Raw genomic sequence first — 22611 nt, 5'->3', positions numbered from 1 at the left:
AGATTGATGCAGTTTACCTCAATTGCTTTTATACTTTTCTTTGCCATTGTTTTCGGACTTTATTGGTTATCCCAAAAGAATCTGAAGCTACAGAATATAGTATTGCTGTTGGCAAGCTATATTTTTTACGCATACTGGGACTGGAGATTTTTGGCTTTGCTCATCGGTACTTCTGCAATGGCTTATTTTTTAGGAATAAAAATTGGTGAAAACGAGGGAAAAAAGAAACGGATTTTCTTGAATCTAGGTTTAATTTTAGCAATCGGGACCCTTTTTTATTTTAAATACTTCAATTTCTTTATAGATTCTTTTGCGGATCTTTTTAATATAAAAAACACACTCACTTTATCGATAATTTTACCACTTGGTATCAGCTTTTATACCTTTAGAATATTAAGCTATTTTCTTGATATCAAGAATAAAAAACTGAAGCCTGAGACAGATGTTTTGGTTTTCTTTAATTATGTCGCTTTCTTCCCGAGCATGACTTCCGGCCCCATTGATAAAGGCGGTTTATTGCTTCCACAGCTAAAAAAAGAAAGAATCTTCACCTTAGAAAATGGTTCTGATGCGGCGAGGCAAATCCTTTTGGGAGTATTTAAAAAATTGGTGGTTGCCAATAGCATAACGCCCATTACTCAGGATATTTTCCATAATTATGATCATCTTTCAGGAAGTACGGTAGCTTTTGGGCTTGTACTTTTCCTGTTTGAAATCTATGCAGATTTTTCTGGATATTCTGATATGGCCATTGGATTTGCTAAACTGTTGGGATTTAAAACAACCAAAAACTTTGCATTTCCGCTTTTTGCTCAAAATATTGCCGAATTCTGGAGAAAATGGCATATTTCATTGACTTCCTGGTTAACTGAATATGTATTTACGCCTTTAATAATTGAGTTTAGAGATTATGGAAAGAAAGGATTGATTGCCGCTATTATTTTAAACTTTGTTCTGATCGGAGCATGGCATGGAGCCAGATTTACATTCATTTTTTTTGGGTTGCTTCATGGGGTTTATTATATCCCGTTGATCCTGAAAGATAAACTGAATAAAAAGAAAAAAATCTCCAAGCCGATTCCTACTTTTCAGGAACTCGGAAATATTCTGCTTACCATGATCATGGTATGCTTTGCTTTTGTATTATTTGTAGCTCCTACTCTTACGGATGCTTTTGGCATGTATGCAAGAATATTCAGCCTTTCGCTTTTTTCGGTTCCGCTATTCATAAAAATGAAAATTTTAGGATTAATAGGGATTCTGATTGTGATTGACTGGTTAAATAAAGATCAGGAGCACGGTCTTGAGATCAGCAGATATCATCCTTTTATAAGAAGAACTGTTTATATCTGTCTTATTTTCATGATCATGTATTTCGGAGTGTTTGGTAACGGTAATTTCATCTATGAACAATTCTGATATGAAAAAATTCTTATTTAAAATATCACTTTATATTATCGGGATCGTGGCGGTACTATTCTTTCTGGGAACTTATGCGGATGGAAATACGGATGATAATTACAGGCATTTTACTGGTCCAAAACCGTCCAATATGATTTTAGGAGATTCCAGAGGAGTCCAGGCGGTTGTCCCGGATATTTTGGATGGCAAATTGGGAAACAGGAAGTTTAATAATTTTGCTTTTAATATTACGGAGTCTCCTTATGGAAAAGTATATTTTGAAGCTATAAAGAAAAAATTAGATCCCGATACAAAAGGCGGAATTTTTATTTTAACGGTGGATCCCTGGAACTTATCGGCAGATAAAAATATAAAAAACGAAGAAGATTTTTATGAAAACAAATCCGCTTTAGCGAATATGCATTTTTATGACCTGGATCCTAATTACGAATATCTTATAAAGAACTATCCGAGAAGCTGGTTTAATATCTATAAGGATAGGGAAGAAACAGCCAAATCTAATACATACGTTCATAAAAACGGCTGGATGGAAGTTACCGTAAACACACATCCAGATACAATTGCCAAAAGAGAGGAGAAAAAGATAAAGGAATATACGGATTTTGTCAGAAGCCAAAAGATATCTCAGGATAGAATTAACGCTTTAAAAGATATTATCGAATATTTGAAGACCAAAGGAAGCGTTTATCTTGTAAGAATTCCCGCCTCGCAAAAAATAATGGATATAGAAAGATCTTACTCACCGGATTTCAGCGAGAAAATAAATCAGATCTCTAAAAAACATGGTGTTGTTTTCTTTGATTTTTCATCCAAAGCCGATGAATATATGTATACAGACGGCAATCACATGTATAAAGAATCAGGAAAAGTATTTACGGCTCAGATTGCAGATTCTATTCTGGCGAGTAGAAAAAATTAAAATAAATATTTTCTGAAATTAATATTATAGAGCCCTGAACGAATACTCGGATAATCCGTCACCAGATATTTCAAAATCATACCCCATTTTTTCAATACAGGCGCATTAGCAATCTCAAAACTTCTGTGCATTCTAGTGATATGAAGTTTGATGTGTGCAGGAATGGTACTTTCATTTTTGGCCCACTGGTTCACTTCTTTCCATAGTAAAACTCTTGTGGTAGAAGGTTTCACCTTTTTTGAATCCACTTGTGTGATTCTATTATCTTCATGGACACCTCTTACAGCTACAGCTTGATCTAAAATACCCGGATAAAGATCGAGATAATAGGATAAGCGGAACAAAAATTCTGTATCCTGATGAAGCCTTAAGCTTTTTTTAAACAGAGGCGTAACTTTACGCATCAATGGCTCTTTCCTGATTGTTAGAGTATCAATGCTGAATAATCCGAAGCTTCCCAGCATATTCATCTGGCCGGGAAAAACGTCTTTAGGGTCATGTTTTTTGTAAACTGTGGTAAGACGGTCTTGGAACAACTCATAATACTGCTCTTTTGCCTTTTCGGAATAATAATGAACGCCCAGAGCGCCATACACACCTTCTACCTTGGGATTTTTGAAAAGCTCTTTTTCTGCATCGAATCTATTGGGAAGATAATAATCATCTGCATCCAGAAAAGCAATAAAATCCCCTGTAGATTTTTCGATTCCCAGATTTCTTGTTGGTCCGGCCCCATGATTTCCTTTATCGGGATGCTGGTAAAGTTTTACCCTGTTATACTTTGCTGCCAGTTCTTTACAAACCTGCAGTGCATTATCGGGAGATTTATCTTCTACTAAGATAACTTCATGAACTTCCCCGAATTGCAATGCAGATTCTACAGCCTGGGCAACATATTTTTCGGCATTATAAACAGGAACAATTACTGAAACTTTCATTTTTTATCAAATTATGCTTTTTAATTTTAAATAATTAATCATTCTTTTCTCTATAAAATGATAAAGAAATGTGGCTACCAAAATAACAAGGGCAATTTGAACTGCGAAATAAGGAATACTTAAATATCCATCAACATGAAATCTTTTCAACAGAACTCCTACGAAAGGATGTGAAAGATATAGTGAATAGGATATATCTCCTAAAAAAACTAAGAATTGGTTTCCTTTACAATGAAATGTATAATCAAAAAGCAAGAAAGAAAGCACAAATAAAGAAACGATAAATAGTGTAAGTATTTCTTTATCAGAAGGTATGATCTTAAATATCAGAAGTGTGAATAACAATATTCCGGTGCTTGAAATTATTATTCCGATATTTTTGGAAACAGGAATTTTATCTAGTAAGAGCCCATAGATAATTCCTACCACGAAATACAAATTTAAATAACTTGTTACCATTTCTAAATAAGCATTTTCGGGGTTGAAAATCAATCCCAAAAGATATGTAGCTATAAAAAATGTTATTATAAAAAAGTATCTCTTAGTTTTAAAAAATAGGGAAATGCCAAAGACCAGATAAAAAAACATTTCATAATTGAGGGACCATCCTAAGTAAACGACAGGGAATACATTTTTTTCAGGTAAAAATAATAAGGAATGTAAAAGTCTGGAAAAACCTTTTCCTTCAAAATAATAAAAAAAACTTCCACCGATAAAAATCCATGCAAATGTAAGCAGGTAATAAAGAGGAACTACTCTGATTATCCTTTTCTTAAAAAAAATAACAATTTCTTTACCCACATTAGTTTCCGTAAAATCTATTGTTCTGGTTGTAAAAACCATAATAAACCCGCTAATAACAAAGAAGATTGGAACACCAATACTTCCTTTACTGAATAAAATTTCACCAAGTTCTAAATCGGGGATATTGAGATTTTCCCTAAAATGAAAAAAACATACTAACAATGCTGAGATCCCCCTTAATATTTGTAAATTTTTAAGCTTCATGAGTTCATATAGGTGAAACGATATTTTGTTTTTAATATTTCAGGGTTTTTAATAGCCTCGATTACAATGTTTGAATATTTATTTAATCCTGTTTTTAAAGATAAGTCAAATGATCTGTATTGTAAATAAACTTTCTTTTTGTACTCGGATGATAGGTTCTGAGAAGTAGCCCAATCATACAAAGACTTCCATAAAAGAAACTGTCTTTGATTGTATTGTGCTGAATACCTTACTATTTTTGTAATTCTATTATTATCATGAACACCTCTTATAGCAATTGCTTGATCTATGATTCCAGATTTTAAATAGCAATGATAAGCTAACTTTATGATAAAATCAGAATCCTGATGTACCCGAAGACTTTCATTAAAGTGCAGGTTATTTTTAATAATGGAAGATTTTCTGACCGTTAAAGTATTTAAATGAAAAAAGGACCCGAAAGTTTTAGATGTTAAACCAAGCAATCCTTTGAAAACTTCATCTCCCTCTGCCGGATAGTTCACGGTAGTCAGAGTAGAATTATTAAATTTAGCAAGGTATTCCTCTTTCCCCTTTTCCGATAAGTATTCTACCCCGATCGCTCCGAAAGTACCTTCGATTTTAGGATTATTGAATATCGTTTTTTCCATGTCAAAACGGTTCGGAAGATAATGATCATCGGAGTCTAAAAAAGCGATAAATTCATATTTCGCTTTTTCTAATCCTAAATTCCTGGTTGCTCCGGCTCCGTGATTTTCTTTATCGTGATGCTGATAAAGCTTTACTCTTGAATTTTCTGAAACCAGTCTGTTGCAGACTTCCAAAGAATCATCAGTGGATTTATCTTCAATTAAAATCACCTCTTTCACTTCCCCGAATTGTAAAGCGGAATGAACTGCCCTCTCAAGAAATCCTGAAGCATTGTAAACCGGTATGATAACAGATATTTCTAAATGCCCGCCCATCATTACAAGTATTTGCTGTTATTTTCAGCCCAAAGAGCCAGCTGCAATAGATTCCAGTGCTTTTGACCCTTATCCAGAAATTTTTGAGTGGCTTTAAAATCAATGAAATTAAAAACTTTATGATCAGGATTTTTAAGAAGATTATCAGAAAAGTTGAGCAGGTTTTTTTCTTCAAACCAACCTCCGATATCCACCCCAAAACCTTGTTTATTCCGGTTTCTGATGGTTTCCGTCCAGTAAGAGCCCATTGCTTCGCGAAGGATAATTTTATCATTCTCATTGTTCAATTTTAGCTGCTCCGGCAATTGAATGCAGAATTCTGCGAAATCTATGTCCAGAAAGGGAGTACGGACTTCCAGCGAATTGGCCATCGCCATTCTGTCCGATTTTACCATCATATTTCCGGGTACGAACTTCTCCAGGTCTATTCTCATAATATCATTGAGGGAATCCGGATTGGGTGTGAAACTGTAATCCTGATGATACTCTGCAGTTATTCCCAATAATTTCTTATCTTCATTCGTAAAGAAGTTCCTTACGGAGTTCTGATGAAAATCCAGAATATCCGGATGTTCCATATTCTTTTGTGTAATGAAAGAAGTCTGCTTGATATTTTGGTAAAGCTTCAATCCGAACTTGGCAATAATATTTTTATAGCTGAAATGATTTCTGAGCTGATTTTCTGTAGTATAGAAATTATATCCACCGAATAATTCATCACCAACATCCCCTGAAAGTACTACGGTAAGGCTTTTTCTGGCACTTTTACAAATTTCATAATGAGGAATGCAGGATCTGTCAGCAAAAGGTTCATCCAGAAATGGAGAAACTTTTAATAAGGAGGTAACGAGATCTTCCTTTTTTTCATGGATCTCGATATGATTGGTTTTATATTTTTCTGCAATTTCTTTGGCATATTTTAATTCACTGTCTTCGTGATCGTACCCGAAACTAATGGTAGTCTGATGAGGTAAAAATTCATTCACCAGAGCAACAATGGAAGAAGAGTCCAGGCCGCCACTCAAAAAACTTCCTACTTCTACGTCGGCAATCAGCTGTTTTTTCACCGCATTTTTAAGAAGATAGGTGAATTCTTCTTTGGCATCAGACAAGCTAATGCTTCTGTCTTTTGCGGGAAGGCTGTAGTATCGTGAAACTTCTGTTTTTCCGTTTTTCCAGATCAACTGATGAGCGGGAGGCAATGTGAAAATATTGCTGTAAATACTCTGATAAGTACTTACATAGCCGTATTGCAGATAATGGGAGAGTGCTTCCGGACTTACTTTCGGTTGGATTAAACCTGAAGCCAGAATGGCTTTGATTTCCGAGGCAAAAATAAATTCATTGTTGGGACCGATGGCATAGTAAAAAGGCTTTTCACCGAATCGGTCTCTGGCGCAAAACAATTGCTGTTTTTCTTCATCCCAGATGGCAAAAGCAAACATTCCGGGAAGCTCATGAATCAGTTTTTCTTGCTTTCTCTTATACATAGCAAGAATTACTTCCGTATCAGAAGTCCCGCGATAAGGATATTCCGGATATTGATTTTTAATGGTCTGATAGCCATAGATTTCACCATTCAGAACAATACATTCATTTTTATCATGAGAAAACATAGGTTGTTTTCCATTTTCCGAAAGATCTATAATAGAGAGCCTGCGATGGCCTAAAATGGCGTTTTTATATAATTCGTGGTGTGAAGAATCGGGACCGCGATGCGCAATGGCATCGGTCATTTTCCTGATCTCATTCTGATAGTTTTCCGCATTGTTGGCAATGATGCCGGCTATTCCGCACATACTCCTGAATTTTAATGATGATTACCCGGTTTTTCACAGAAGAAAAGATCTTCTTCGGGGTTAACTCCGAACTTTTTGTATTGATCAGAAATATTGATTCTGTGTACAATAAAGCCCACACTTTCCAGTCGGGTAATATAATCCTGCCCATAAATTCTCACATGATCAAACTGCCCGAAAAGCTCTTCTCTTTTGTACTTGTCAGTAATCGTGAAATCTTCATGAGTAACCTGATTATTGGCCGAGATTGGAACCTGAAGGATCGCTTTTCCGTGCGGTTTTAAAACTCTGAATATTTCCCCCATTGCCTTAGTATCTTCGGGAATATGTTCTAATACATGATTACAGATTACCAGGTCAAAATGATTATCTTCATAAGGAATATCCAGGACATTCATATTCTGAACATAATCAGGATATTCATACCCTATGGTGAAGAGGTCTCCGCAGATATATTCTTTAAAGTTTTGCTTTAAAAGGATATTTGATAGTTTCGGTTCGGGGGCGATATGTAATATGCTGGTTTCCTTTGGAAGTTTTAATTCTTCCACAATAAAAGCATACAAAAGCCTTTCCCTGTCTCTGGAATGACATCGATAACATCCTGCAGCTCTTCTCCCCCCACCGATAACATGTTTTTCTCTTAATACGGGCAGATCATGACCTACAATTTCCAGGTCTTTGGAATCATAGCCACAGAAAGGGCAATGATACGTCGTTCCTGCATGGGAATATAATTTGATTTTGTTTTTAAGCCTGTTTAAAATAGACATCCTGTTTGTGTTTTAATTATTTTTTATAAAAATATGGGAATAAATTTATACTTTCAAAAAGGTGGGACCGGCTTGCCTCACCTGATTTTGAATTTCCAATAGTCTTTTTTCTTCCCCGGAGATTTTCTTATATTTTTTCGACAGTTTTTTGGAGGCTTCAAAGTTTCCAGTCAATGTATTTTTGAGAATACTTTGTCTGAGTGCTTTTTTCTCCAACAGAAAAGCATGATGAAGATTGGGGTTTAAAATGTTGGTTTCTACACTTAAATCTTCATATTTGTTGTAATCTACCTTATTTAAAGATTGTTTCCCGTCATGGACAACTTTACTGCCCGGAACAAGGAGTATTTTCTTTTGATGGAAGTGAATGCGGTTGGCATATTCAATGTCTTCCCCGTAATGGAAAAAGTAAGGATTAAAGCCTCCCACCGTTTCTATGGTATGTCTTGGGATAAACCAATGCGCTGCATTAATGAATTTTATCTGATAAAAAGGCCTAAGATCCTGAAAATACAGGTCCGAAATCAATCTGGTTGTTTCAAAATTAATGGCAATGTATTTATCAAGGAAAATATCGAGCTGTTTCTCGGTGCCGTTGATGTGCATCGGGCTTAAAATTCCGATCTCTTGCTGAGCCGGATAATTACTATAGACATCCAATAATTTTTCTATACTATCAGTATAAAGCCAAGCATCCTGATTCATCAGGTAGAAAAAATCTGCCCCTTCTATGTATGCTTTTTCAATACCAATATTATTCGCTTTTCCAAAGCCTAAATTTTCTTCAGACTGGATGAAATCCACTTCTGGGAAATGTTTTTTTATATATTCCTGAGTGCCGTCTGTAGAGCCATTATCAATCACAATACAACTTACCGGAATGGAAGATTGCCTTAAACTGTTAAAACATCTTTCCGACCATTTCATGGCGTTGTAAGTAACAATGATAAAATATATTCTAGGCATTTGTATTGCGTTTTATATATATTTTTCGGTTAATTTTTGAAGATAATCATCCGGACTTATCCCCGAAAAGAATTGGGCAATGTTATCATCAAAGGATACTTTATAAAAATCACCTTCATTAATTTCGTCATAGTGAGCCGGCTTATTAATCTTTTTTTGAATGGCTCCAACGATTTCCTTTAGGTCATAATAATAAGGATAAGCGAAATTAAGAGTTTCATTTGTTAAATGAGTACATTGGGTATTCAGGAATTTTGCAATATCATCAATATCTAATAAAAGCCTTCTTGCTTTCTGATGAATAACAAACTTATTTTCATTGGTTATCTGGGTCTTAAGAAAATTAAATAAAGTATTTGGGTTTCCTCCATTGCCTACAATATTGCCTATTCTTAATATTAAGTAATCTTCAACATGATCTTTTATGTAGGCTTCAATTTTCAACTTATGAAGAACATAGTGACTGTCTTGCTTTGACTGGTCATGAATACTAAGAGTAGAAAAATAAATTAATTTTCCTTTGTTATTACTAAGCGTTTTTTTTAAAAGAGTGAATTCCCTTTCAAATTCTGAACTTCTGGTTTCAAGGGAATTAGATACACCTGAAGCAAAAAGCAATATGTTTTCCGAGTCAATTTTTTTTAATGAATTGGCAATAAGCCCATTTCCTATAATCATATGTAATACTTGTTATCCGAATAGTTTGTAATATATTTTTTTTAAGAAAGGCACTTTTGGCTGTTGTTGCTTTCTTTGTACATTTTCATCCCAAGCTTTATTATCTTCATTGGAATTTTTTCTTTGTACGAACAGGGTATTGTGGCTTTCTTTGAATGCAATTGCTTCAGATTCCGGTCTTCCGTTGGAATAGTAATATAATGCTAACGATTTTCTACTCATATCTTCAGGGCAGTTTAGAGGGTCAGGATGTCCGTGATAAGAATCTGATGTAGTAGAAAACATAGCTAACGTATTAAATTTAGGTGAAATTTTAGTTTCACACTTTGTCATGTCCTTATTCCACAATTCAAAATGTCCTCCGTATTCATCTTTCCAATCTTTATTGAGATATACTAAAACATTGATTCTTCTGTCAAGCCCATTAGTTGGGTTTTTGTTAAAATCAGCATGTACTTTTAATAAACCTCCTCTTTTTATTTCATGAAGTCCGCCACCTGAAAAGTAAGGGTCACCATACAGCACTTCTTCAATCCCGGCAAGTTTATTTACAAAATTGAGAAAGGGCTCGGAATTAAGAAAATACATAAGTTCTCTCGTTTTAGGACCGAAAGATTTCTCTCCTTTACCAGCAAATTTTTTTTGAAGAGGATCGTTAAAATTAATGGCATCTTCTTTAGCCAGATCTGGAAATTCTGCCAAAACTTCCTCTAAAAATTCAGGATTAAAGAAGTTTTCAAATGAGATGCTTGGGAATGGGTTAGCGTTTTTATAAATAAGTGCATGATCTTCTGCGAACTGCATTAAATCTTGATTGTGAGTATTTAAAAATTTTTTCATTCTAATGTTTTTATTATTTAAAATCATTTTTATTATTGATATCAGAGGAATATCTTAGATAACTAAAATATTTTTTTAAAATTACACAATGTCCCTTAATATTAAGAGATTTATAAGGGTAAAATTTTAATGTAAATAAAATAGTTTTTTTATTTATCGGATAATATTGAAAATATCGTACTAAAAAGTTTAAAAAAGCTTTGGCCTCAGTATCAGGTTTTTTTTGATGAAAATCAGAACCTAATTTTTCCCGGATGAAAATATTTGTGTCAAACCATGTTTTGTCTAAATTTCCCATGGAAAAATGTTCTATCAGAATATCGTTAACAGTATAATTTTGTAAAGTTTTTGACACACGTAAGCTCAAATCTAAATCATAACCATGAAATCCTTTTAATTCCTCATTAAATCTGTAAATTATAAAATTTTGTTTCTTTATTGCTAAAAATACACCGTCAACACCATATACCCTATTCATGGTTTTTGTTGTTGTCCGTGTATGTCTGGGAACAGGATTTTCTTTTGTGCTTTCAAGAATATTGGTTTGTTGATATTCCTCAGAAACAGTCCAGCTGGAAGGTGCAGTCGGAACATATGAAGAGCCTGAGATGCCAATAACTCCAACATTAGGTTTTTCAAGATGTGACATTAATTTTTGACCCCAATTCTGAGTATGAAAGATAACATCTTCATGAAGAAATAAAAAATTTTCATATTGAGCTTTCTGAGCTCCTTTGTTATATGCCTGGGTTATCCCCATAAGATTAGGATTCCAAATCTGTATAATTTCATAAGTATCAATGCCAATGGTCTCGCGAATGCTTTCCACTAGCTGATCATAATAATGTGCTTGATATGATGAAACTATTATTGAGATCATAAAATGATAGAATTATTTAAGCAGATCTTCTATGGTTGTGAAAATATCTGTTGTAAGCCTCTTTTCCGAGTACTCTGTCTCTAACTTCTGTTGGATCTTATTTCCATAGTTTTCCCTCAGTTGTTTATTTTTAAGAAGCTCTACGATCTCAGAAGCCATTACATCAAGATCAAGATATGGAGCGAGAACACCATACCCATTTTCAAGGAATTCTACGGCACCTCCGCTTTGGTCAAACGCGACAATCGGTTTTTTTAGTTTTGCAGCAGTAAGCATAACCAAAGGGAAAGGATCTTCCCTGGAGAGTAAAAGGAAAATATCAAAGATGTTAATATAATCATTAGGGAATTTATTGTGGTCCACATAAATGATTTTATCTGCCACACCTAGTTTTTCTGCATCAAGCATGGAACATTTTACGGCTCCGATTTTAGTAGATCCGCCAAGATTGATAAACTTAAAATCAATATCTGTTTTTTGTGCAATTTTTTTTACGAGAAGCGGTACAAGGTCAGTTCCTTTTCTTAATTCTTGCGAACTGGCAATTCCGATGACCAGATCAGAATCAGAGATATTTAATTCTTTTCTTAAAGCAGGCTTGTCTTTTTGGATGGTAATGGTTTCATCAACAAATGAATGAATGACTTTTATTTTTTTAGGATCAGCATTATACCGGTTGATCAGATTTTGAGCAACAGCATTCGAACCTGCAATGATAGTGGATACATTATATACATTTTCTGTAATAAAATCTTTTGAATAGGAACTCTCTACTCCGAAAGCAAGCTCATGAATGGCAACGATAGTTGGTATGTTTCTTTTGTAAAATGGGAGAGTCCAGATTAATGTTTCAGCCGTATTTCCATATACCAGATTGTAATTCTTCAAAAGCAGTCCGAGTGTTACTTTTTCAATAAGTTCATCTCTGCTTTCGGCTTTGGGAAAGAAGGCTTCCTGAAGTTTTTTAAAATTCCTGTTGACAAAAGATAGGGACTGGTTATAGTAAGAAGCTACTATAATTTTATTATTGGAAATTTTTGCAAAGTCTTCGTACAGCAGCCCTGCTCTTAATAATAATATGTCTATGCTGTAATTCTTTTTCTCCTGTTGAAGCTTTTTCAGCAAACTTAATAATAGAATAGGAGCACCTGATAATGATGCTTCATGGGAAATAACTAATATTTTTTTTGTTTCATTCATTTGGTAAAGATTCGAATATTAAATTTTGACTGTTTTTTATGATTGTGTTGGAGGGAATGGATTTATGAATCACACAGCCTGCTCCAATGATGCAATTGTCTCCAATTTCCACTCCTTTCAATATAACCGTATTGCTGCCAATCCAACAATTTTTACCAATAGTGATAGGAGCTGTTTTAAACTGAGTCTTATCTACAAAAAAATCAGGGTCAAAACCATATTTATGGTTATGGTCGTAAAGCTTTACTCCTTCTCCAAATATGGTATTGTCACCAATCATAATCTTATCAACACAATTAACAGATGAGTAATTATTAAAGAAGACCCCGTTTCCGATCTGAAGTGTAGCCCCCGGAAGCACGGATATATTGCAGTAGCTTCTTACAAAAAAATATTCCCCAATGGTAATATCACCAAATTCACCTTCATTTCCTTTGAATATATTGATATCTTTAGGTGCAAACGTATGGTGAATATGGATATTGGGTTTCGAAGTAAAATGCCACCACTTTTTTTTCTTCTCCTGAAGCTCAAGATCCGCAATGAAAGAAGTAATCTTCCTGTTAATATAATTTTGAATTTTTTTGAACATCGGAAATTGTATTTTAATTAGTATGATGCATGCTGTAGGTAAGTTTCAGTTTATAAATATCTGTTAATTAAAGTATATAGTCCAGGGCTTATATTATATTGAATTGCCCATGCAAGTCTCTTTTTTTTGTAAGAGTACTGTTGGAACTGGCTTTGTAAGAACTTTGATAATTTGTTTCCTAAATATAATTGTTCAATTTTATAATTAATGTTTTTTCTAAATTGTCCGGTTGTGTCAAACATGATTTGCAGGTACAGGCATTCCTCATCTATTCTTTCTGTTTTAGCAGAAGATATGTTGGAAGAATGAAGTCTGTAATAGGCCAGTTTTTCAGGTATATAGGCAATATGGTATAAAGAACTGATCATTAGCCAACGGTAATAATCCTCAACCAGGAGATCATTTCTATACGCTCCTGTTTTTGTTAAAGCTTCTTTTCGCATTACAACAGTTAATGCTGCAATCCGGTTATTTTTTATAAGATTTTGTCTGAAAATCTCAGGATCTTCATTGTACATCCCGTTATAATCGGCAATATCTTTTAAAATATTGGAATGATCATCAATTCCGTAGGTATCTGTATAAACCATTCCATAGTTTTCACCCATGCTTTTGAGCTTTCCGATACATTTTTCTATGGCTTCGGGATGAAGAAAGTCGTCTGCTGCAATTACTTTTACATATTCTCCTTTTATCAACTCCAGACACTCATTTAATATTGTGGCAAGTCCGGTGTTTTTTTGATGGAAATTTTTGATTGCCGGGTAATCATTTTCGTTTAACCAATCTTCAAAAACTTGTACTGAGTTATCCGGTGACGCATCATCAGCAACAATAAGTTGTATATTGTTGTAGGTTTGTGCTTTAATACTATCAAGGCACTCCCTGATATAACTTCCCTGGTTGTAGCTACAAACAATAATCGTTACTAAATCTCTTTTTTCCAAATCAAAATTATTCTAATTGTTCTTTAGCCCCTTCAATACCTAATAGGCTCTGAATTTTTTCACCCTGTGCATCCATTGAATAAATAAGTTCCTTAGTATCTCCCTTGATGAGATAAATTTTATCAGGGACAATATTGGCATTATCAATCTTTTCAGGAATAATGAGCTCTAATGTATATCCATCTAAAAATTTTTCATTAAGAAAATCAGGTTTTATATGGATAGTAGGGTTCAGGGAATCTACGGATACCCTGTTGAGTTTTGTGGCCACAAGCTTTGATTGAATAGGGCTCAAGCCAATACGGAAAAGCCTATGTTGTAATATATACTGACAGCCGTTTTCCTCTAATGTGACTGGATTATGGTAAACCATTTTTTCTAGATATTTCAAAAGGCCTTTTGAATGATAAATGGTTGCATCAACAGAAAAAGGGTATGACCAATGATGGACAACAGTATCCGTATAGTAATCCCATTCGTAATAATCATTTTTCTTCTTTACATAGCTGGGCTGACCTTCCAGGTTTTCTCCAACGTACAGTCTGTATGAAGCATTTTCCGGATTATTTCGTATAATATTGAAAATTTCATCGGAGATAACAACATCATCGAAGAAAACGCCGTCATCCGTATTGAACATAACAAATTCGCAGTCGCTTTTGCGGATGATATTTTGCAGTAACCCTTTAAAATTATCTCCATACTTATTGAAAAGGTTTTTTTCTTTAAAAAACTTCCAGTCTTTCTCAGAATGGATTGCTTTTATATAAGAAACATCAAACAAAACATTTTTTCTTTCAACAAAGGAAATGTTCTGTTGACCTGCATATTTTTCCTTCAGTAAATCATAACCTTTCTTGTGATTGCCGCTTGTATGATAAAGTATGACAATCTTAGAATCCGTCTTAAAATGTTGTAAAACGGATTGTAACAGATAATCCAGTTGAATGGCGCGATTATATGAAAATATTATATTCAGAACCATTATTAGAATGAATTTATAGTTTGTATGACCTTTGAAACTTCATCATCTGTCATTACCGGAGACATAGGTAAACTCAAAACTTCCTGATGAATTTTTTCTGTAATAGGTAATTGAAGTATTTTTAAATCAGAATATGCTTCCTGTTGATGAGGAGGGATAGGATAATGAATCAATGTTTGAATACTGTTTTCTTCCAAATATCTTTGCAGATCATCTCTGTGTTCTGTTCTCACTACAAACAGATGATATACATGACTCTTCTCTTCTATTTTATGGTACGGAAGTATAACTTTAGGATTTACGATTTCCGTAAGGTAACGTTGAGCAATTTTTTGTCGTCTCTGGTTTTCAGAATCCAGATACTTAAATTTTACTGAAAGAACAGCCGCCTGAATCTCGTCTAATCGGGAGTTGTATCCTTGATATTTATTAACGTATTTTTTCTGAGAGCCATAGTTGGCCAATGTTCTTATACAATCCGCTACATCCTGTTCTTTGCAGGTAACGGCACCAGCATCTCCTAAAGCTCCTAAATTTTTTCCAGGGTAAAAACTAAATCCTGCGGCATCTCCCAAGCTTCCTGATTTTTTATTATTCCATACAGCGCCTATAGCCTGAGCATTATCTTCTACTATTTTCAGATCATATTTATCTGCAAGGCGGGTAAGGTCTTCTGAAAATACAATGCTTCCGTATAAATGAACAAGAAGAATGGCTCTGGTTTTTGAAGTGATTTTTTCTTCAATTTTGGTAACATCAATATTATAAGTATTGATATCCGGTTCCACTAAAACAGGAACCAATTTATTATCTGTAATAGCAAGGAGGGAAGCTATATAGGTATTAGCCGGAACCACAACTTCATCTCCTTCCTTCATCACCCCTAATTCTATATAAGCTCTTAAAATCAGCCTTAAAGCATCCAAACCATTAGCTACACCAATGGCATGGGGAACATTACAATATTGAGCAAGTTCTTTTTCGAAGGTTTTTATTTTTTCACCTAACAGGTACCAGCCGGAACGAAATGTCTCTAATAACGCATTTTCAATTTCCTGTTGGTGGGAAAGGTTTATTTTTTGTAAGTCCAGAAATTTAATCATCGTGCTTTTTCTTTAAAAATTTTGCGGGATTTCCAACCCATATTTCATTTTGAGGAACATTTTTAGTTACAACACTACCTGCTCCGATCAATGCATTTTCTCCTATAGTAATTCCCGCTAATATTGTAGCATTGGCGCCAATAGAAGCTCCCTTTTTTATCAAAGTCTTTTCCAGTTTAAAATCTTTGTTCTTGGATTTGGGAAATAAGTCGTTGGTAAAAGTAACATTCGGACCAATGAAAACATCATCTTCAAGAGTGATGCCATCCCATATTTGTACACCAGGCTTTATAGTGACATTATCCCCGATAATCACCTGGTTTTCTATCAGAACCTGACAATTGATATTGCAATTCTTTCCTATTTTGGCATCCTTCAATATTACACAGAACTGCCAGACATGAGTGCCTTCTCCTATATTGAGGGATTGAACATCAGCTAAAGAATGAATCATTTTTTATAATTTATAAATTCATCAAAATCTCTAAAATAATCTTTTTCGTCATAAAGCTCCGAAGCTAAGCATAATAATACTGCGCTGTGACTAAACTTAATGTCTCTCCAAATCAATCTGGGAATATACAATCCTTTGGAAGGGGAATCTAAAATGAAAGTGTCTTTATTGCCATTCAAATCCAGAGTATTAAACTCTATAGTTCCTGAAACTGCAAATATAATTTGTTGAAGTTTTTTGTGAGCGTGTCCGCCTCGGGTTACATCCTGAGGTGTGTAATAGGTCCAGTATACTCTTTTTATATCAAACGGGGTATCTTTTTGAGCCTCCGCTACCGTAATATATCCTAAATCCTGAGAACCTATTCTGGAAAAATTGATAATATGAGGGATATCCATTAACGATGAATATAATTATTAATAATTAATTATTTTTTTCAATTAAAAGTATAAATTATATAACAACCCGCAAACTAATTTGCAGAGTTTATACCTTTTCGATTTTATGTATAATTTGAGGGAACAGGATTCCCGGTGATTTTATGATTTCACCAAACTGATTCTGCATTCCATTAACCTCAAATCCAAAAGCTTCAGTTCTGAATGCAATTTCAGATCTGTTTATCCCCCAGAAAAAATCAAAATAATATGAATCTTCATTAATAGTATAAGGCGGAATTTCAAAGGTAACGGTATAGTCTCCTTTTTCTGCATCTTTATTTCCACACACCATTAATCCTGTACTCATCACCGTTAAATCATGACTGTTTTTAAGGAAAAAGGAAAGATCAATATCCACATTTTCTAGTTTTGACATGAAGGTGACTGTCACCCGGACCCCCGATTTGATATTGATCATATCCCCGGCGATGGGTTCGGTTATAAAAGATTTTACCTGTATTTTATCATTTTCAACCTTTTCAGGATGATTCAAATAATCATAAGAAAATTTGACCTGGCTGTTTTTCTGATATTCAATAATACATCTGTTAACTTCTCCCTGCATTATCTGTTGTCCTTTTTCCAAAAGGATAGCATTATTACAGAGCTCTTTAATAGCTGTGATATTATGACTTACAAATAATACAGTCCTTCCTTCTCCTCTCGTTACGTCCCCCATTTTTCCCAGACATTTTTTCTGAAATTCCGCATCTCCTACGGCTAAAACTTCATCCACAATTAGGATTTCGGACTCCAGGTGAGCAGCAACAGCAAAAGCAAGGCGCACATACATCCCCGAGGAATATCTTTTTACCGGAGTATCGATATATCTTTCTACTCCTGAAAAATCTACAATCTCATCAAATTTACGTTTAATTTCTTTTCGGGTCATTCCTAAGATAGCGCCATTAAGAAATACATTTTCACGGCCTGTCATTTCAGGATGAAAACCGGTTCCTACTTCCAGTAAAGAAGCAATTCTTCCCTGGCTATATATTTTTCCCGTGGTGGGTTTGGTTACCTTGCTCAGAAGTTTCAACAGGGTAGATTTTCCGGCACCGTTTCTTCCGATAATACCTACCGCATCCCCCTGATTAATCTCAAAATTGATATCGCGAAGGGACCAGACATATTCTGAGTCTCCTTTTGTGGTTCTGTCATTGGCTTCCCCAATTTTCAGATAAGGGTCCTCCTTGCCTCTTATTTTATGCCAAAACCTGTTCAGGTCATGGGAAAGTGTTCCGGTTCCCACTTCTCCCAAACGGTATTGTTTTGATATGTTTTCTGCTTTTAAAGCCAGCATGTTTTCTGATTTTAGAGTTAAATTACTTATACAGTATCCATGAATGTCTTTTCAACTTTGTTGAAAATAACAATTCCTATAGCCAGGAGAATCAGAATGATAACGGAGCTGATTCCCAACATCAAAGGGGAGAATTCTCCTACTCCCATCCAGGCATACTTGAAGCATTCAAAAATACCGGTCAAAGGGTTATACATGGCGATCTTTTTAAAAGGATCGGGAAGTGAAGACACGGGATATATTACCGGAGTAGCATACATGTATAAGCTAACTCCAAAACCCAAAAGCATGTTCAGGTCTTTATATTTTGTGGTAAGTGCGGAAAATATCATTCCTACTCCTAATGCAAAAAGAGCCATCAGGATGATCAGAAAAGGAGTTGCCAGAATCCACCAGTTGGGGTGAACTTCACCTTTAGACAGATAATATGCCCATCCAAGAATAAATAATAATAGCTGGACGGCAAACCGCATAAGATTGGAAATTACAATTGAAATCGGAGTGACAAGTCTGGGAAAATAGACTTTCCCGAAAATATTGGCGTTTCCGGCAAAAGTATAAGACGTACCCGTTAATGAGCTTGAGAAGTAATTCCAAAGTGTTACTCCGGCAAGGTAAAATAATAATCGGGGAGCACCGTCCGTAGGTAAATTGGCAATTCTTCCAAAAACAACCAGATAAACGATGGTTGTTAAGATTGGGTTGATAAAAAACCAGATCGGTCCCAGAACAGTTTGCTTGAAACTTGACACAAAATCCCTTTTTACAAACATATAAATAAGATCTTTATATCTCCAGACCTCACTTAACCGTAAATCAAATAAAGAGTGACTTGCCTCGATAGTTTCTGTCCACTTTTGTTGTGGTTCATTCATCAGTATATGTTTTATGCAAATTTATAATAATTAATTCGATCATTGCTTCTCAATTTATGAATTATTCATCGATATAAATCGAAATTAACAACTAATATATTGATATTTGTTATTATGAACAAAAAACTATTGACCATAAGGCCAATAGTTTGTAAATATTTTAAATGTTTGCAGTTATTTTTTTACGAGCTGCTTCAGATATTCGCCATATCCGCTTTTTCCATATTTGGCAGCCGTTTCAAGGAGTTTTTCTTCATTAATGAATTTATTTCTGAAAGCAATTTCCTCAATACAGCCGATCTTAAAGCCCTGTCTTTTTTCAATCACACTTACAAATTCTGAGGCATCATGGAGCGAATCGAAGGTTCCCGTATCCAGCCATGCTGTACCCCTGTCTAAGACCCCGACCTCCAGTCTTTCTTTTTGAAGGTAAACATTATTAACGTCAGTAATTTCAAGTTCACCTCTCGCAGAAGGCTGAATGTTTTTAGCGATTTCCACTACTTCATTATCATAAAAATAAAGTCCGGGAACTGCGTAATTTGATTTAGGATGAGTAGGTTTTTCTTCTATTGAAACAGCCTTGAAGTTGTCATCAAATTCTACGACACCGTATCTTTCCGGGTCTGCAACATGATATGCGAATACAACACCACCTTTTGGATTAGTCTTATTCTTTAATAGCGTCCCCATTTCGGAGCCATAGAAAATATTGTCTCCCAATACCAATGCTGCCGGATCATTACCAATAAATTGCTCTCCTAATATGAAAGCCTGTGCCAATCCGTCTGGGCTTGGCTGCACAACATATTCTATATTACATCCGATCTGTGAACCGTCTCCCAAAAGTTTGATAAAACCGGCTTGGTCATGGGGAGTGGTGATAATCAGTATATCCTTAATTCCTGCTAAAAGCAGGGTGGAAAGAGGGTAATAAATCATGGGTTTATCATAAACCGGCATTAATTGTTTGCTTACGGCAATGGTGAGCGGATAAAGCCTTGTTCCTGAACCTCCGGCTAAAATGATACCTTTCATCGTGTGTGTTTTAATTATATTGTTTTTCGTAATACTTCTGGTAATCTCCACTCGTTACATTCTCCAGCCATTCTTTGTTTTCAAGATACCAGTCTATGGTTTTAGAAAGTCCTTCCTCAAAAGTGACTGACGGTTTCCATCCTAAATCTTTATTTAATTTGGAGGCATCAATAGCATAACGCTTATCGTGTCCCGGTCTGTCTTTAACAAAAGTAATCAGTTTTTCAGAATGTCCTTCAGGTTTTCCTAATTTGGCGTCCATTTGTTTGATAAGCTCTTTTACCAAATCAATGTTCTGCCATTCATTGAAGCCTCCGATATTGTAGGTTTCTCCTGTCTTCGCTTCATTGAAGATCTGATGGATTGCTCTTGCGTGATCAATTACGAATAACCAGTCACGTGTATATTTTCCGTCACCATAAATAGGTAAAGGCCTTTCATTAATGATATTGGAAATACAAAGAGGAATCAGTTTTTCTGGGAAATGATTCGGACCATAATTGTTTGAACAGTTAGATACAATAAATGGCATTCCATACGTATTCCCATATGCCCTTACCAAATGATCAGAAGCTGCTTTTGATGCTGAATAAGGAGATTGTGGGTCATATGGGGTTGTTTCAAGAAAAAATCCGGTTTCTCCCAAGCTTCCGTAAACTTCGTCTGTAGAAACATGATAAAATAAATTCGTTCTCTTTTCATCCGGAAATCTTCCATGCGTGTGATCCGGGTTCAGCGTCCAGAACTCTTTACAAAGGTTAAGAAGATTAGCTGTTCCGTGAACATTGGTGTTGATGAATGCCATCGGGTCTGTAATACTTCTGTCCACATGGCTCTCTGCAGCTAAATGTACGACAGCATCCGGATTATATTTTTCAAATATTCTTCTTAATTCTTCAGGTTTTGTAATATCTGCTTTTTCAAAAACATAATTAGATTCATGTTCAATGTCCTTTAGGTTTTCAAGATTCCCTGCATAAGTAAGAGCATCAAGATTAATAATGGTTGTATCCGGGTTGTTCTTTACAAATTCTCTTACAACATGAGAACCAATAAACCCTGCCCCACCTGTAATAATTATATTTTTCATCTCTTTATTTTACGATTGTTTTTCTACCTATACTTTTATAATAAAATCCGTTTTGTTCAGGAATTTCCAATGGATACATATTCCTTCCGTCAAAAATGACTTTGTTTTTCATTTTTTCAGCCATAAGTTTGAAGTTCGGATTTTTAAACTCCGGCCATTCTGTTGCTATGAATAAGGCATCTGCATTTTCTAAAGCTTCATACATGCTTTTTGCGTATTGAATCTTGTCTCCGAGGACTTTCTGCACATTCTTTTCTGCAACAGCATCATAGGCAACAATTTTCGCACCCTTTTTTAATAACAGATCAATATTATCCAAAGAAGAAGCTTCGCGGATATCGTCTGTATTGGCCTTGAAGGCTAATCCCCAAAAAGCAATGGTTTTTCCTTCTATATTGCCTCCGAAATAATTTTCAATATCAGAAACCAGAATAACTTTTTGTGCGGTGTTCACGGTTTCCGTAGCTTCTAAAATCTGAAAATTGAAATTTTCTTCTTTCCCTGATTTTATTAATGCTTTCACATCTTTAGGAAAACAGCTTCCGCCATATCCGATGCCGGGAAATAAAAACCGGTGTCCGATTCTGTCATCACTCCCCATTCCTAATCTCACTTTATCCACATCCGCACCCACTTTTTCACAATAGTTGGCAATTTCGTTCATAAAAGTAATCTTCACTGCCAGGAAAGAATTGGATGCATATTTGGTGAGCTCTGATGACTTTTCATCCATAAAAATGATAGGGATTCCTGTATTCGTAAATGGCTGGTAAATTTTAGCCATAATTTCTTTTGCCTTTTCGGAGCTTGATCCTACAACCACTCTTGCCGGATTCATGGAGTCTTCCACAGCGAAACCCTCTCTTAAAAACTCTGGGTTTGAAACCACATCGAAAGGAAGGGCTGTTTTAGATGCAATCACTTCGCTTACTCTGTCAGCAGTTCCAACAGGAACCGTACTCTTGTTAACGATAACCTTGTATTCAGTCATCATTTCTCCGATATTATTGGCTACCTGCAGAACATAAGAAAGATCTGCGGAACCATCTTCTCCCGGAGGAGTCGGAAGTGCAAGGTAAACGACTTCACTTTTGTCTAAAGCCTCTTTTAAATTAGTGGTGAAAAATAACCTTTCGGCCTGAATGTTTCTTAAAAACATTTCCTCAAGATTCGGCTCATAAATGGGAACAATGCCGTTTTTCATACCTTCTACTTTTTTCTCATCAATATCAACACAGTATACTGAATTGCCAAGTTCTGCGAGAGTAGTTCCTGTGACCAATCCTACATAACCTGTTCCTACAATTGTTATATTCAAAATGTATGTTTTTAAAAATTCATGACAAAAATAGTAAAAATACCATCATTGTGTTTTTTATTTATTGAGGATAGATATAATCTGCTTATTTACTTGATA

At 35.1% G+C, this 22611-nt stretch carries 23 protein-coding genes; 2 read left to right on the top strand and 21 right to left on the bottom strand.

The features are described 5' to 3' along the window. Positions 1-6: 6 nt before the first annotated feature. Together BCF58_RS13220 and BCF58_RS13215 are read left to right on the top strand one after the other, a co-directional pair. Positions 7-1419, top strand: coding sequence for an MBOAT family O-acyltransferase (locus tag BCF58_RS13220; protein ID WP_121462286.1), 1413 nt, complete (start codon positions 7-9; stop codon positions 1417-1419). 1 nt (position 1420) lies between these two features. Next, entirely contained in the window at positions 1421-2341 is a 921-nt protein-coding gene (locus tag BCF58_RS13215) for a hypothetical protein (RefSeq protein ID WP_228434804.1), read from the top strand. On the opposite strand, the gene BCF58_RS13210 is transcribed toward BCF58_RS13215, so the two are convergent. The 21 genes from BCF58_RS13210 to BCF58_RS13110 all read right to left on the bottom strand — a co-directional run bounded on the left by BCF58_RS13210 (position 2338) and on the right by BCF58_RS13110 (position 22512). Beyond that, positions 2338-3279: a glycosyltransferase family 2 protein gene (locus BCF58_RS13210; RefSeq protein WP_121462284.1), complete on the bottom strand. Its 942-nt coding sequence runs from the start codon at positions 3277-3279 to the stop codon at positions 2338-2340. The two genes, BCF58_RS13215 and BCF58_RS13210, sit on opposite strands and share 4 nt — an antisense overlap. Positions 3280-3285: 6 nt before the next feature. Further along, a complete protein-coding gene (locus BCF58_RS13205; RefSeq protein WP_121462283.1) occupies positions 3286-4287 on the bottom strand; it encodes an acyltransferase family protein in 1002 nt (333 codons plus the stop codon). Continuing rightward, positions 4284-5234, bottom strand: coding sequence for a glycosyltransferase (locus tag BCF58_RS13200; RefSeq protein WP_228434803.1), 951 nt, complete (start codon positions 5232-5234; stop codon positions 4284-4286). Before BCF58_RS13200 ends, BCF58_RS13205 begins: the two co-directional genes overlap by 4 nt. Then, positions 5234-7030: an asparagine synthase (glutamine-hydrolyzing) gene (asnB, locus tag BCF58_RS13195; RefSeq protein WP_121462282.1), complete on the bottom strand. Its 1797-nt coding sequence runs from the start codon at positions 7028-7030 to the stop codon at positions 5234-5236. Before asnB ends, BCF58_RS13200 begins: the two co-directional genes overlap by 1 nt. 11 nt (positions 7031-7041) lie before the next feature. After that, complete coding sequence (locus tag BCF58_RS13190) at positions 7042-7803, bottom strand: methyltransferase domain-containing protein (protein WP_121462281.1); 762 nt, start codon at positions 7801-7803, stop codon at positions 7042-7044. Between the two features lie 45 nt (positions 7804-7848). Then, the gene (locus BCF58_RS13185) at positions 7849-8769 is read right to left on the bottom strand and encodes a glycosyltransferase family 2 protein (RefSeq protein WP_121462280.1); all 921 of its coding nucleotides are present in this window, start codon (positions 8767-8769) and stop codon (positions 7849-7851) included. Between the two features lie 12 nt (positions 8770-8781). Continuing rightward, on the bottom strand, positions 8782-9447 hold the full coding sequence (locus BCF58_RS13180; RefSeq protein WP_121462279.1) for an NAD-dependent epimerase/dehydratase family protein: 666 nt from the start codon (positions 9445-9447) through the stop codon (positions 8782-8784). 12 nt (positions 9448-9459) lie between these two features. Beyond that, on the bottom strand, positions 9460-10287 hold the full coding sequence (locus BCF58_RS13175) for a 2OG-Fe(II) oxygenase (RefSeq protein WP_228434802.1): 828 nt from the start codon (positions 10285-10287) through the stop codon (positions 9460-9462). Between the two features lie 13 nt (positions 10288-10300). Continuing rightward, on the bottom strand, positions 10301-11167 hold the full coding sequence (locus BCF58_RS13170) for a glycosyltransferase (RefSeq protein ID WP_121462278.1): 867 nt from the start codon (positions 11165-11167) through the stop codon (positions 10301-10303). A gap of 12 nt (positions 11168-11179) precedes the next feature. After that, the gene (locus tag BCF58_RS13165) at positions 11180-12367 is read right to left on the bottom strand and encodes a glycosyltransferase family 4 protein (RefSeq protein ID WP_121462277.1); all 1188 of its coding nucleotides are present in this window, start codon (positions 12365-12367) and stop codon (positions 11180-11182) included. Further along, positions 12360-12959: an acyltransferase gene (locus BCF58_RS13160; protein ID WP_121462276.1), complete on the bottom strand. Its 600-nt coding sequence runs from the start codon at positions 12957-12959 to the stop codon at positions 12360-12362. Before BCF58_RS13160 ends, BCF58_RS13165 begins: the two co-directional genes overlap by 8 nt. Before the next feature lie 50 nt (positions 12960-13009). Then, positions 13010-13906 (bottom strand): glycosyltransferase family 2 protein, encoded by an 897-nt coding sequence (locus tag BCF58_RS13155; protein WP_121462275.1) that lies wholly within the window; start codon positions 13904-13906, stop codon positions 13010-13012. 7 nt (positions 13907-13913) lie between these two features. Beyond that, on the bottom strand, positions 13914-14891 hold the full coding sequence (locus BCF58_RS13150; RefSeq protein ID WP_121462274.1) for a hypothetical protein: 978 nt from the start codon (positions 14889-14891) through the stop codon (positions 13914-13916). A 2-nt stretch (positions 14892-14893) separates the two neighbouring features. Further along, positions 14894-15994, bottom strand: a complete 1101-nt coding sequence (locus tag BCF58_RS13145; protein ID WP_121462273.1) for a DegT/DnrJ/EryC1/StrS family aminotransferase — start codon at positions 15992-15994, stop codon at positions 14894-14896. Then, entirely contained in the window at positions 15987-16448 is a 462-nt protein-coding gene (locus tag BCF58_RS13140; RefSeq protein ID WP_121462272.1) for an acyltransferase, read from the bottom strand. Before BCF58_RS13140 ends, BCF58_RS13145 begins: the two co-directional genes overlap by 8 nt. Beyond that, positions 16445-16846 carry a sugar 3,4-ketoisomerase gene (locus tag BCF58_RS13135; RefSeq protein ID WP_121462271.1) on the bottom strand — a complete coding sequence of 134 codons (402 nt, stop codon included), beginning with the start codon at positions 16844-16846 and terminating at the stop codon, positions 16445-16447. Before BCF58_RS13135 ends, BCF58_RS13140 begins: the two co-directional genes overlap by 4 nt. Before the next feature lie 88 nt (positions 16847-16934). Next, positions 16935-18191: an ABC transporter ATP-binding protein gene (locus tag BCF58_RS13130; protein WP_121462270.1), complete on the bottom strand. Its 1257-nt coding sequence runs from the start codon at positions 18189-18191 to the stop codon at positions 16935-16937. A 26-nt stretch (positions 18192-18217) separates the two neighbouring features. After that, positions 18218-19066: an ABC transporter permease gene (locus BCF58_RS13125; protein WP_121462269.1), complete on the bottom strand. Its 849-nt coding sequence runs from the start codon at positions 19064-19066 to the stop codon at positions 18218-18220. A 174-nt stretch (positions 19067-19240) separates the two neighbouring features. Continuing rightward, on the bottom strand, positions 19241-20104 hold the full coding sequence (gene rfbA / locus BCF58_RS13120; protein WP_121462268.1) for a glucose-1-phosphate thymidylyltransferase RfbA: 864 nt from the start codon (positions 20102-20104) through the stop codon (positions 19241-19243). Positions 20105-20114: 10 nt separating this feature from the next. Next, positions 20115-21194 carry a dTDP-glucose 4,6-dehydratase gene (gene rfbB / locus BCF58_RS13115; protein WP_121462267.1) on the bottom strand — a complete coding sequence of 360 codons (1080 nt, stop codon included), beginning with the start codon at positions 21192-21194 and terminating at the stop codon, positions 20115-20117. A gap of 4 nt (positions 21195-21198) precedes the next feature. Continuing rightward, positions 21199-22512 (bottom strand): UDP-glucose dehydrogenase family protein, encoded by a 1314-nt coding sequence (locus tag BCF58_RS13110; protein ID WP_121462266.1) that lies wholly within the window; start codon positions 22510-22512, stop codon positions 21199-21201. Positions 22513-22611: the final 99 nt, after the last annotated feature.

Origin of the sequence: Chryseobacterium defluvii, from assembly GCF_003634775.1 — a bacterium.
Taxonomy (GTDB): domain Bacteria; phylum Bacteroidota; class Bacteroidia; order Flavobacteriales; family Weeksellaceae; genus Chryseobacterium; species Chryseobacterium defluvii.
This window is presented reverse-complemented; position numbering and strand designations above follow the sequence as displayed.

Bases quoted from the DNA above. Each gene is read 5' to 3' on its own strand.
- BCF58_RS13220 (WP_121462286.1), top strand. From the start codon at position 7: ATGCAGTTTACCTCAATTGCTTTTATACTTTTCTTTGCCATTGTTTTC.
- BCF58_RS13215 (WP_228434804.1), top strand. From the start codon at position 1,421: ATGAAAAAATTCTTATTTAAAATATCACTTTATATTATCGGGATCGTG.
- BCF58_RS13210 (WP_121462284.1), bottom strand. From the start codon at position 3,279: ATGAAAGTTTCAGTAATTGTTCCTGTTTATAATGCCGAAAAATATGTT.
- BCF58_RS13205 (WP_121462283.1), bottom strand. From the start codon at position 4,287: ATGAAGCTTAAAAATTTACAAATATTAAGGGGGATCTCAGCATTGTTA.
- BCF58_RS13200 (WP_228434803.1), bottom strand. From the start codon at position 5,234: ATGATGGGCGGGCATTTAGAAATATCTGTTATCATACCGGTTTACAAT.
- asnB (WP_121462282.1), bottom strand. From the start codon at position 7,030: ATGTGCGGAATAGCCGGCATCATTGCCAACAATGCGGAAAACTATCAG.
- BCF58_RS13190 (WP_121462281.1), bottom strand. From the start codon at position 7,803: ATGTCTATTTTAAACAGGCTTAAAAACAAAATCAAATTATATTCCCAT.
- BCF58_RS13185 (WP_121462280.1), bottom strand. From the start codon at position 8,769: ATGCCTAGAATATATTTTATCATTGTTACTTACAACGCCATGAAATGG.
- BCF58_RS13180 (WP_121462279.1), bottom strand. From the start codon at position 9,447: ATGATTATAGGAAATGGGCTTATTGCCAATTCATTAAAAAAAATTGAC.
- BCF58_RS13175 (WP_228434802.1), bottom strand. From the start codon at position 10,287: ATGAAAAAATTTTTAAATACTCACAATCAAGATTTAATGCAGTTCGCA.
- BCF58_RS13170 (WP_121462278.1), bottom strand. From the start codon at position 11,167: ATGATCTCAATAATAGTTTCATCATATCAAGCACATTATTATGATCAG.
- BCF58_RS13165 (WP_121462277.1), bottom strand. From the start codon at position 12,367: ATGAATGAAACAAAAAAAATATTAGTTATTTCCCATGAAGCATCATTA.
- BCF58_RS13160 (WP_121462276.1), bottom strand. From the start codon at position 12,959: ATGTTCAAAAAAATTCAAAATTATATTAACAGGAAGATTACTTCTTTC.
- BCF58_RS13150 (WP_121462274.1), bottom strand. From the start codon at position 14,891: ATGGTTCTGAATATAATATTTTCATATAATCGCGCCATTCAACTGGAT.
- BCF58_RS13145 (WP_121462273.1), bottom strand. From the start codon at position 15,994: ATGATTAAATTTCTGGACTTACAAAAAATAAACCTTTCCCACCAACAG.
- BCF58_RS13140 (WP_121462272.1), bottom strand. From the start codon at position 16,448: ATGATTCATTCTTTAGCTGATGTTCAATCCCTCAATATAGGAGAAGGC.
- BCF58_RS13135 (WP_121462271.1), bottom strand. From the start codon at position 16,846: ATGGATATCCCTCATATTATCAATTTTTCCAGAATAGGTTCTCAGGAT.
- BCF58_RS13130 (WP_121462270.1), bottom strand. From the start codon at position 18,191: ATGCTGGCTTTAAAAGCAGAAAACATATCAAAACAATACCGTTTGGGA.
- BCF58_RS13125 (WP_121462269.1), bottom strand. From the start codon at position 19,066: ATGAATGAACCACAACAAAAGTGGACAGAAACTATCGAGGCAAGTCAC.
- rfbA (WP_121462268.1), bottom strand. From the start codon at position 20,104: ATGAAAGGTATCATTTTAGCCGGAGGTTCAGGAACAAGGCTTTATCCG.
- rfbB (WP_121462267.1), bottom strand. From the start codon at position 21,194: ATGAAAAATATAATTATTACAGGTGGGGCAGGGTTTATTGGTTCTCAT.